The sequence below is a fragment of the Nonomuraea sp. KM90 genome, assembly GCF_052246675.1.
Lineage (GTDB): Bacteria > Actinomycetota > Actinomycetes > Streptosporangiales > Streptosporangiaceae > Nonomuraea.
The window spans coordinates 1-10672 of sequence record NZ_JBQQCB010000215.1; the positions used below are offsets into that span (position 1 = coordinate 1).

Genomic DNA, 10672 nt, shown 5'->3' on the forward strand with positions numbered 1-10672 from the left:
CTCCTGGAACGTCGCACGCGTCGGTAAGGAGATGCTCCAAGGTCATCACCGGCTTGGCAACCGTGCTGCCCTGATCGTCCGTCGCGTGACCCCCCGAGGCGGTCCGGGCACGATCAGCGAGTAAGGGGAGACGGTGGCGCGGCTGCGGCGCCCGTCCGGCCCCGATCAGCGGAGAAGACGTAAAGGTACGGGTGCCGCGCCCGGACCTCGCCGCCGGCGGCGGCCCTGGCCAGGGCGAGCGCGCCATCCGCCGAGGTGCCCTGCGGCGGCGTGAAACGGGCGGCGGGCAGCAGGGCGCGCACGGTGCTCTGGAACGGCTTCATCAGCAGGTCGGCCGCGTCGAAGAGGCGTCCTCCCCAGGAGAAGACCGGTTCGAGCCCGGTCGCGGCGGCGACGGCGGTCTGGCCGAGCTGCCGTCCGGCTTCGTCCCAGATGCCACGCGCGACCGGATCCCCGGCGCGGGCCGCGTCGGCGACCGACGGCGCGAACGACGCCAGGTGGTGTGCGGGCGAGGCCGATTCGTAGACGAGTGCCACCAGGTCCAGGGGGTGGCCGAAGCGGGCGGTCAGCCGTTCCAGCAGGGCGGGCGACCCGCCGGTCCGGCCGTCGTGGGCGCGCAGGGCGGCCTGGAGGCCGTGCCTGCCGATCCACGCGCCGCTGCCGTGGTCGCCGAGCAGGTGACCCCAGCCGTCGGACTGGTTCCAGACGCGGTCCAGGTCGGTGCCCAGCGTGATGACGCCGGTCCCGGCGGCGACGACCACCCCGGGCCGGAACCCGAGCGCGCCGACGTGCGTGGTGACCGTGTCCCCCGCGACCGCGAGCGCGTCGAGCCCGAACCGCCCGCGCAACGCCCGCCACAACGTCTCCGGGTCCCTGACCAGCCCCGGCAGCCCGGTCACCCCGACGGCCATCGCGGCGAACCGCTCGGGGATCGCCACCGCCGTGGCGCCCCTGTCCGGGACCGGCGCCGCGCCGCCGGCACGCCCGGTCCGGACGGCGCTCTCGGCGTGCGCGTCATGGGCCCGGACGGCGCTCTCGGCGTGCGCGTCCCGGGCAGGCGGGGCGTTGCCCGCCTGCCCGTCAGGGGTCCAGGTGGCGTGCTCGACGACCGTGGCGATCCCGGTGGCGAGCCGGTCGAGATCGACCCGGCCCCCGGTGCGGGGCACCGGCGCCGCGTCCTCGCCGTACGCGATCCACCCCCCGCTCTCGATGCGGACCCGGATGCCTCCGCCGCCGACGTCCACACCCACCACGCCGCTCATCCGGCGTGCCCGCCCAGCGCGGCGACGGCCGCGCGGACGCCGGGATGCGCGGCGAGCGCGGCCCGCGCCCGCTCCGGCGGGCAGCCCGTGAGCAGCCGCACGAGCGCCTCCGGGATCCGCCCGTCCGCCTCGGCCAGCGCGGCGCGGCAGGCCGCGGCGTCCTCCCCGGTCGCCTCCACGAGCAGGCTCACGGCCCGTGCCTCCAGCTTGGCGTTGGTGGCGACCAGCCCGACCATGAGGTTCGAGTACGTCCGCCCCGCCTTGATCATGAGCGCCGTCGAGAACGCGTTCAGCAGCACCTTGGTCGCCGTGCCCGCCTTGAGCCGGGTGGACCCGGTGAGCGCCTCCGGGCCGGTGTCGGCGACGACGAGGATCTCGGCCAGCTCGCGCAGCGGCGCGGCTGGATTGCAGGTGATCAGCACGGTGAGCGCGCCCGCCGCCCGGGCCGCGCGCAGCGCACCGGCCACGTACGGGGTGGACCCGGAGGCCGTGATCCCGATCGCCACGCTGCTCTCGCCGAGCGTCGCGGCGTCGGCGGCGCCGAGCTCTTCCGCGTCCTCCCGGTCGACGGACGAGTCGGTGAGCGCGCCGGGCCCGCCGGCGAAGTGCGCCGTGAACAGCTCGCGCGCCACCCCGAACGTCGGTGTGATCTCGGTGGCGTCCAGCACCGCCAGACGCCCCGACGCGCCGGCGCCGAAGTAGTGCACGCCGCCGCCGCGGCCCAGCCGCAGGTGCGCCTCGTCCACCGCCCGGGCGAGCGGCCCGGTGGCGGCGCGGGCGGCCTCGACCGCCCTGGCGTCCTCGTCCAGCAGCAGCCGGAGGACGTCCGCCGACTCCAGCGTGTCGATGTCGGCGGTGCGCGGGTTGCGGCGTTCGGTCGGTGGTGCCACCTGGGGCATCGTGCTCCTCATCGATCGTGTTCGTACGGCTGGGCGAGCGGGCCGGCCTGACCCGCGTAGGAGGTGAACAGCCGGCGTGACTCCGTGGCCAGGTCACCCAGGTCGCGCGGTGCCGGCGGTGCGCCTTCCCGCAGGAAGAGCTCGGCGCGTTCGCGGAGCCGGTCCCGCAGTTCGGCTTCCGAGCCGCCGGGCGCGGCGAGCGCGCGGTCGAGGCCGTCGGCCCACAGCGCCCAGCGGTCGCGGTAGTAGCCGCCGACGAGCCCGCTCCAGTGCCGGCCGGCGTAGTCGTCGAGCAGCGGGCTGTCCGAGGTGCCCCACACCGTGATGATGCGGCGGGCGTTGTCGGCCAGGACGTCGCGGTCCGCCGGGTCGCCGGCGTGCGACAGCGCCTTCGACTCCCAGTGCCGGAAGGTGTACTCGGGCCGGCAGGCCAGCATCCGGTCCAGGTCATCGAAGACCCGCAGAAACCGGTCGATCTCCGGCGCGCTCGCCGCGCCCAGCAGGACCGACCGCTCCACGGCGTCGAGGTGGCAGCGGTCGGCGACCCTGGCCATGAAGGCGACGCCCACCTCGACGAGATCGTGCCCGAGCGGACCGGCCAGCAGGTCGCGGTCGCCCTCGGCCACCTCGATCAGCCGTTCCCAGGCCGCCGCGAGCACGCCCGGCTCGTACCAGAGGACGCGGGCGGCGTCGGCGCGGAGCCCGGCCAGGTCGCCGGGGATCCGCGCGTAGGAGGGGCCGGCGGTGAGGACGCCTTTGAACTGGTCGGGAGCGATCCGCACGCCCTGGGCGCCGTAGACGGTGCCGAGGAGCCCGCGCCAGGCCGCCCGCAGCTCGGCCGTCCACCGGTCGCCGGTGCCGTAACGGCGGCTCACGAAGGCGTCGAGCCAGGCGTCGAGGTCGGGGACCCGGCTCCAGATCTGGTCGGCGACGAGCTCGAAGAAGACGGGGTTGTTGCGGGTGGCCTCCATGGACAGGCCGAGGCCGGCGGGCGGGCTCGCCGCCGCCAGGGCCGCGTCGATCCCGGCCGGTACGCCGCGCAGGTCGGCGCCCGGATCGGTGCGGCCGCCGAAGTTCAGCAGCGCGCACCAGAGCCAGGGTTTCCCGGAGAACTCCTGGAATCGGCTCCACAGCGGGTCGTGCTCCGCCCACAGGTCCGCCACGAGCATCCGGTCGTCCGGGATCGCGGTGAGGAAGGCGTTGACGCGGTCCTCGGTCCAGAACTCCCGCTGGTAGGAGAACGGCCAGGCCTGCATGAGCCAGACCGCGTCCGGGTCGGCGGCCCGCAGGCCGGCCAGCGTGGCCGCCGCCACGGCCCCGGGAAAGGCGGGGTCGGCGTCGATGGGGATCATCTCGATGAACGGGTCGGCGGCGTACAGGTGGTCGGTGCCGAAGAGTTTGATCTGCGCGCGGGCGATCTCGGCGCCGATCCGCTCGTAGAGCGGGTCGGCGGGATCGAGGACCCACGTCTCGAACCCCTGCCAGTGGCGGCGGCCGGCGCGCGCCGCCGCGGCGATCTCGGGCGGGACGTGCCCGGTGAAGGCCGGCAGCACGGGCGTCATGCCGAAGGCGCGCTCCCGGTCGAGGATGCGCGCCCCGAGCTCGCGATGGCTCTCGATCCAGGACGAGGGGAGCGGGCCGGCGAAGTTGTCCAGGCAGCCCATGAACTGGAACGGCAGATAACCCGGGCCGCCCAGGAAGCTCCGGATCTGCCGGTCGTCGAGCCCGAGCATTGAATAGGCGGCGTACAGCGCGGCCTCGTGACCGGTGACGGCGAGCGGCATGGTGATGCCGTGCAGGGCCATCCAGTCGATCTCGCGTTCCCAGTCGGCCCAGTCCCAGTAGGGCATCGTGTAGCTGAAGGTGCAGAAGTTGAGGTAGTAGCCCTCCCGGACCCGCGCCGCGCCCTGGCGGAGCGGGGTGTCGGGCAAGGACGCCAACCCGAGGGGCAGCTCCGTGTCCCAGCCCACGGAGGTGCCGCAGCGTTCCCGGAGGTAGTGGTGGAGCGCCACCGAGGCGCTCACGCCGTCCGTCGCCGCGATGCTGAGCACACCGCCGGCCGCCTCGTAGGCGTACTCGCGCCCGTCGCCGTCACGGGCGGCGAACCGTACCGACTCCGCCACGGGCCCCAGCACGCGATGGGCCAGGCCGCGCACAGTTTCCGCCCACGGCGGGCCGTCACCGGACAACATCGCAGGTCACACCCCTCGACTAATTAGTTCCGTACGGTCCATAATTAATATGCTAGCGTACCGGCAACCGATCGCAGGGAGAGAGCATGGAGCAGGTCGTGGCCGCGGGCACCCAGTTCATGCGCGAGGTCAACGCCGCCGCCGTGCTGCGGAAGCTGCGGGCCGAGGCCAGCATGAGCGTCTCCGCGCTGGCCAAGGCCGTGGGGCTGTCCCGACAGGCGGTCTCCCGCTCGCTCAACGCGCTCGTCACCGAGGGCCTGGTCGAGTTCGGCCCCCTCGATCGCGACTCCACCCGGGCGGGGCGGCCGGCCCAGCTCGTGCGGTTCCGGGCGGAGGCGGGCCACGTGCTGGGCCTGTCGATCAGCCCGCAGGACGTGCGCGTGGCGGTGGCGGACCTGGCCGGCACGGTCACGGCGGCCGAAGCGGTGCAGCTCGGCTCCGGTCCCGGCGGCGACCAGGTGGTGGAGACGCTGCTGTCCACGGTGGACCGGGCGCTGCGCGCGACGGGGATCACGACAGGAGACCTCTGGTTCGCCTCGGTCGGCACCCCCGGCATCGTCGACCCGGCGGCCGGGATCATCAAGCTCATCCCGAGCATGCCCGGCCTGGCCGGCGACCTGCTCGTCCGCCGGCTGACGGAGACGCTCGGCTGCCCCGTCTACCTGGACAACGACGTCAAGCTGGCCACACACGGCGAGCGGCGGCGCGACGCGGAGCAGCGCGAGGACTCCCTGGTGATGATCCACTGGGGCGAGCGGGTCGGCGCCGGCATCGTGCTGAACGGCGAGCTCTACCGCGGCGCCTCCAACGACTCCGGCGACGTCGGCTTCCTCGATCTGTTCACCGACGGCCACGCCACGCCCCGCCATCCGCGGGGCCTGGGCCCGTTCGAGGATCGGGTCGGCGGCGCGGAGATCGTGCGCCAGGCCGCGGCGGCCGCCGGACGCGCCGGTGATGGCGCGCTCCTGGCCCGGATCGAGGCCGGGGGAGAGCACGCGCTCGAGGCCGTGCTGGACGCCGTCGTCGACGGCAGCCCGGCCGCGCTGGAGGCGATCGACGTGGTGGCCCGCCGCTTCGCCAAGGGCATCGCCGTGATCCGGGCGATCCTCAACCCGCGGCTCGTGGTCATCGGCGGGCCGCTGGCCAGATGCGGCGAGACGTTGCTCGCCGCGCTGCGGCGGCACCTGTCCGGCGAGCCGCTGGACCAGCCGGCGCTGGAGGTCTCGACGCTCCAGGAAGACGCCGTCGTCCACGGGGCCCTGCTCCACTCCCTGGACGAGATCGAGCGGACCAGGTTCGGCCTGGTCAGACCAGGCTCGGCCTGGTGAGGAACAGTCGTCATGAAGGCCGTTGCGGAAACGACGCGCCAGCCGACGCCACCACCCGATTGAGGAGAAAGGTCATGCGTATGACGAGACCAGCCCGGCGCGCGGCGGTCGTGGCGCTCGGCGTCACGACGGCGTTCGCGCTGACGGCCTGCGCGGGCGCCAGCAGCTCGGGCGGGAATACGGCGACCAAGGTCGACGTATCGACCACCATTCCCAGCGACCCGGTGACGCTCACCCTCGCCTACACCAACGACCCGCCCACCAAGGCGCTCATCGACGGCTTCACCAAGAAGCACCCGAACGTCACCGTCAAGCCCCAGATGACGCCGTTCAACGACTACATCAAGTCCATCAAACTGGCGATGTCGTCCGACGCCGCGCCGGACATCGCCCAGTACAACCCGGGCGCCATGAACTCCCTGGTCCCGGCCGGCCTCATCCTCGACCTGAGCCCGTGGGCCAAGGCGTACGACTGGACCACCAAGTTCCCGCCGGCCAGCCTCGAGGTCCTCAGCTCCGACAAGTCGGCCAAGCAGTTCGGCACCGGCAGCCTGTACGCCGTGCCCGGCGGGCTGTCCGTGCTCGGCGTCTTCTACAACAAGAAGATCGTGAAAGAGGCGCCGAAGACGCTGGCCGACTTCGAGGCCGCGATGCAGCAGGCCAAGGCCGCCGGCAAGACCCCGCTGAGCAACGGCGCGCTCCAGGTAGGCGGCTTCCACCTGTGGAACGCGCTGCTCAACGTGACCGGCGACATCAACGACTACCGGTCGTGGGTGTACGGCAAGCCGGGCGCGACGATCGAGAACCCGGCCGCGCTGAAGGCCACCCAGACGCTGACCGACTGGGCGAAGAAGGGATACGTCTCCAGCGGGGCGAGCGCCACGGCGGACGCCGACGCCCTGGCGAGCTTCGCCAAGGGCGACAGCGCGTTCCTGATCACCGGCAACTGGGCCGCCTCCACCCTGGAGACCGAGATGAAGGACGACGTGGGCTTCTTCCTGATGCCTACGGAGTCGGCGGACAAGCCGGCGAACGTCGCCTCCGGGGCGAGCGTGGCGTACGCCATCTCGTCGAAGTCGAAGCACCCGAACGTCGCCGCGGCGTTCCTCGACTACCTGAGCTCGCCGGAGGCGGCGAAGATCGAGTTCGACGGCGGGTTCCTGCCGGTCGACACCAAGGCCGAGCTTGGCGCGACGGGGCTGCGCGGCGACATCGCGAGTGTCTTCGCGCCGGTGGCGCAGGGCAACGGGATCGTCCCCTTCCCCGACTTCGCCTCGCCCGGCATGATCGACAAGCTGACCCCCGGCATCCAGGGCCTGATCAGCGACAAGATGACCCCCGACGCCTTCCTGAAGTCCCTGCAGGAGTCGTGGGACGCCCACCATGGCTCGTGAGCTGAGCCCGGCCGTCTCCTCGCCGCGGGCGGTTCCGGCCCGCGGCGAGGGGCGGGCGGCCGGCAGGCCCGCCCGCCCGCCGCGCCGGCGTGGACGACGGGTGCGCGGCTGGCTCTACGTGCTGCCCGCGCTGGCGGTGTACCTCGGCTTCGCCATCTGGCCGGCGCTGAACACGCTCCGCCTGTCATTCCTGACCTGGGACGGCATCCTGCCGCCGGTCTGGGCGGGCTTCTCCAACTACATCAAGATTTTTCGTGATTCGGCGCTGTACGAAGCCATCCTGCACAGCCTCGCGCTGATCGTCTTCTTCTCGGTCATCCCCATCGGCATCGGGCTGCTCATGACAGCGCTGCTGATGGGCAAGGTGCGCCGGGGCATGACGTTCTTCCGGATCGTCTTCTTCCTCCCCCAGGTGCTGCCCCTCGTCGCCGTCGGCATCACCTGGCGCTGGCTCTACAGCGACTCCGGCGTCGTCAACCAGTTCCTCGACCTCGTCGGGCTGGGGGCGATCACCCGCGCCTGGCTGGGCGACTACCAGCTGGCGCTGATCGCGCTCGGCCTCATCGGCACCTGGACGATGAGCGGTCTGTGCATGATGCTCTTCCTGGCCGGCGCGCAGAAGATCGACCCGTCCCTGTACGAGGCCGCCAAGCTCGACGGCGCGGGAGCGCTCCGGCAGTTCCGGCACGTCACCGTGCCCGGGGTGCGCAGGGAGATCACGGTCGCCGGAGTCATCACCACGATCGCCGCGCTGGCCAGCTTCGACCTCGTCTTCGTCACCACGAACGGCGGCCCGGCAGGGCAGACCAACGTGCCCGGCCTGCTCGTCTACCGGCTGGCCTTCAACGAGGGCGACATCGGCGGCGCCAGCGCGCTGGCGGTCGTGCTGACCGTCATCGTGGTCGCCGTCGTCAGCGCCGTCCGATATTTCACCAGGGATGATGAGAGTTGAGCATGCGCGGCGGTGTCAGTCTCCGGTACGGAGTCCTCGTCCTGCTGGCGGTCATGGTGCTGGTGCCCTTCGCCGGCATCGTCCTGGCCGCCCTGCATCCCTCGGGCGCGCAGCTCGACGGGCTGAGCATCCCGGACCGGTGGTCGTGGGAGACCTTCGCACTCGCGTGGGAGCAGGGCAACTTCACCAACCTCATGCGCTCGAGCGTGCTGATCGCGGTCTGCGTGGTGCCTCTCGCGGTGGTGATGGCCACGCTCGCCGGCTACGGGCTGGCGATCCTCAAGGTGTGGGGGCGCCGGACGTTGTCGTTCGGGTTCGTGATGGGGCTCACGCTGCCGATCGAGGTCATCGTGGTGGCGCTCTACTTCAACCTGCGCGAGGTCGGCCTGACCGACTCCTACGTCGGCGTCATCCTGGCCGAGGCGGCGTTGTTCATGCCGTTCGGGGTGTACTGGATGCAGACCCACTTCTCGAACGTGCCCGAGGAGCTCGTCGAGGCGGCGCGCATCGACGGCGCCAGGGACCTCGTGGTGCTGGCGCGGGTGCTGCTGCCGATCTCGTGGCCCGCGGTCACCACGCTGTCCGTTCTGTACTTCATGTGGTCGTGGAACCAGTTCATGCTGGTGCTGGTCATGATGCAGAACCCGGACCAGCGCACCGCGCCGAGCGGGCTGGGGCTCTTCGTCGGCCAGTACACGACGGACATCCCGCTGCTGGCGGCGGCGTGCTTGATCGTCATCGCCCCGATCCTGGTCGTGTACCTCGTCTTCCAGCGCAGCTTCGTCAGCGGCATCACCCAGGGCGCCATCAAGGGCTGACGGCGGCGGCCACGTCCCGGCGCACAGCCCGGTGGCCGTCGGCGCCCGTCACATCCGCGTCACGAGGATGCCGTCGTCGTCGCTGAACAGCTCGGCGCCGGGATGGAAGACGACGTTGCCGAAGGTGACCGGCACGTCTCGTTCCCCGGTGCCCTGCTTCCCGCTCTTTCGGGGGTTGGAGCCGAGCGCCTTGATGCCGAGGTCCAGCTCGCGCAGGGCGGCGACGTCGCGTACGGCGCCGTTGATCACCACGCCGGCCCAGCCGTTGGCCACCGCCATGCCGGCGATGACGTCGCCCATGAGCGCGGTGTGCAGCGAGCCGCCGCCGTCCACGACCAGCACCCGGCCCCGGCCCGGCTCGCTCAGGACGGACTTGAGCAGGGCGTTGTCCTCGTGGCAGCGGACGGTGACGATGGGGCCGGCGAAGGCGTGGCGGCCGCCGTACTGGCGTAGTTGCAGGTCGCAGGAGTCGAGCTGGTCGCCGCGCTCGTCGTACAGGTCGGCGGTGACGATGGTCATGACGGGAACCCTTCTACGGATCGACGGGAAGCCGGTCGGACGGAGTGCCGATGCCAGGGGTCAGGCATCGGCCTCGGCCTCGCCGCTGTGGTGCTCGGCGGCCGGCGCGACCGCGAGCGGGTCGAGGGAGCGGCGCATGGTCCGCCTTGGCGGCGTAGAGCTCGGCCGCAGATTCGCTCATCGCTGTCCTGCCTGGTCGGTGATCGTCACAACCTACCTCGCCATCCCGAGGCCCGGGCCGGGACGCCATGGGGCCGCTGGAGAGTGACGTCCCGGCCGGGTTCAGAACGTGATGAATCCGTACAGCGCGAGATGGTTCGACTTCGTGCTGCTCACCGTGTGGTCGATGCTCGACGGCTGCACGGCGCCCTTGACGAACAGATAGTCGATCTTCCTGGAACCGGAGGTGGCCTTCGCTCCGTAACCGGTCATGCCGAAGCCGCCGAGTGTCGCGGGGGCGATGTTCGTGCGGTTCGCGTCGATCCCGATCACGCGGATCGTCGAGGCGTTCAGCAGGCTCGTGGCGTCCGCGCCGACATGGATGCCGGTGTTCGCGATCCCGGTGTAGCCGGCGCCCGCGCAGGCATTGGCTCCGTTCTGCTCCGGGAGGTGCATGGTCGCGGCGAAGACCGTCGTCCCCGTTTCCCTGATCGTGAACCTCGCCGCGATCGCGCTCGTACGCTTCCACTTGTACGCGTTGGTGACGCCGTCGTCGTTGTCCGGCGGCTTGTACAGCGTGCACCCGGCCCCGCCGGCGTAGGCCGTTCCGGGCTTCAGCCAGCCCGCGCTCCAGTATTTCGAGATGTCGCCCGCGGCCAGGCTCAGCGTCCTGGTGTTGTAGACGATCCCGTTGGTCTGCTTCTTCTTCAGGTCACCGAGCTCCTGCTGGCTGCACTTGTGCGTGCTGCCCCACGGCTCGGGGTCGTCCCAGGCGACGATCGCCCGGTAGGTGCCCGCCGGATATCCGAACTTGGCGGAGAGCTGGTCGGCGTAGGCCGTGGCCTGCCCGGTGCCGCGTACCTGTTGCACGATCAGCAGATCGGGGGCCCGCACGCCGGAGGTGCCCGTCCGGCCGTTGTCGTCGACCAGCATCGACGACAGGTGGTCCGGGCCCGAGATGCGGGTGCACGTGCCGTCGGCGTTGTTCCTGACCAGGTTCTCGATGTTGTTGTTGTAGACCCGCAGGACTCGGTCCGCCGCGGCCGCGGGCGCTTCGTGCGCCTGCGCGATGGAGGGGGTGCTCGCGGTGAGCGCGAGGGCCGCCGCGAGGGCCGTCGCGCCGCGCGATCGATGATGGAGGGACATGGT

General features: G+C 71.8%; 9 protein-coding genes. 4 read left to right on the top strand and 5 right to left on the bottom strand.

The genetic code is table 11. The features are described 5' to 3' along the window. Window positions 1–113 precede the first annotated feature (113 nt). From ACTWPW_RS60895 to ACTWPW_RS60905, 3 genes are read right to left on the bottom strand one after another with little or no spacing between them, the layout of a single operon-like run. Window positions 114–1262 carry an N-acetylglucosamine kinase gene (locus ACTWPW_RS60895; RefSeq protein ID WP_443174526.1) on the bottom strand — a complete coding sequence of 383 codons (1149 nt, stop codon included), beginning with the start codon at window positions 1260–1262 and terminating at the stop codon, window positions 114–116. Then, window positions 1259–2161 (bottom strand): N-acetylmuramic acid 6-phosphate etherase, encoded by a 903-nt coding sequence (locus ACTWPW_RS60900; protein WP_443174527.1) that lies wholly within the window; start codon window positions 2159–2161, stop codon window positions 1259–1261. The genes ACTWPW_RS60895 and ACTWPW_RS60900 overlap by 4 nt, the downstream gene beginning before the upstream one ends. Window positions 2162–2169: 8 nt before the next feature. Next, on the bottom strand, window positions 2170–4353 hold the full coding sequence (locus ACTWPW_RS60905; protein ID WP_443174528.1) for an alpha-N-acetylglucosaminidase TIM-barrel domain-containing protein: 2184 nt from the start codon (window positions 4351–4353) through the stop codon (window positions 2170–2172). 86 nt (window positions 4354–4439) lie between these two features. Here ACTWPW_RS60905 and ACTWPW_RS60910 point away from each other — a divergent pair, with 86 nt between their 5' ends. The 4 genes from ACTWPW_RS60910 (at window position 4440) to ACTWPW_RS60925 (ending at window position 8845) form a co-directional block, all read left to right on the top strand. Beyond that, window positions 4440–5681 carry an ROK family protein gene (locus ACTWPW_RS60910; RefSeq protein WP_443174529.1) on the top strand — a complete coding sequence of 414 codons (1242 nt, stop codon included), beginning with the start codon at window positions 4440–4442 and terminating at the stop codon, window positions 5679–5681. Window positions 5682–5761: 80 nt separating this feature from the next. Next, the gene (locus ACTWPW_RS60915) at window positions 5762–7075 is read left to right on the top strand and encodes an ABC transporter substrate-binding protein (protein ID WP_375118064.1); all 1314 of its coding nucleotides are present in this window, start codon (window positions 5762–5764) and stop codon (window positions 7073–7075) included. Beyond that, a complete protein-coding gene (locus ACTWPW_RS60920) occupies window positions 7065–8027 on the top strand; it encodes a carbohydrate ABC transporter permease (RefSeq protein WP_443174530.1) in 963 nt (320 codons plus the stop codon). The genes ACTWPW_RS60915 and ACTWPW_RS60920 overlap by 11 nt, the downstream gene beginning before the upstream one ends. A gap of 2 nt (window positions 8028–8029) precedes the next feature. Further along, window positions 8030–8845, top strand: coding sequence for a carbohydrate ABC transporter permease (locus ACTWPW_RS60925; RefSeq protein ID WP_443174531.1), 816 nt, complete (start codon window positions 8030–8032; stop codon window positions 8843–8845). Between the two features lie 48 nt (window positions 8846–8893). Here ACTWPW_RS60925 and rraA read toward each other — a convergent pair whose 3' ends face one another. Further along, a complete protein-coding gene (gene rraA, locus ACTWPW_RS60930) occupies window positions 8894–9364 on the bottom strand; it encodes a ribonuclease E activity regulator RraA (RefSeq protein WP_443174532.1) in 471 nt (156 codons plus the stop codon). Between the two features lie 282 nt (window positions 9365–9646). Continuing rightward, window positions 9647–10672: hypothetical protein (locus ACTWPW_RS60935; RefSeq protein ID WP_443174533.1), on the bottom strand; the 1026-nt coding region annotated here is incomplete at its 5' end.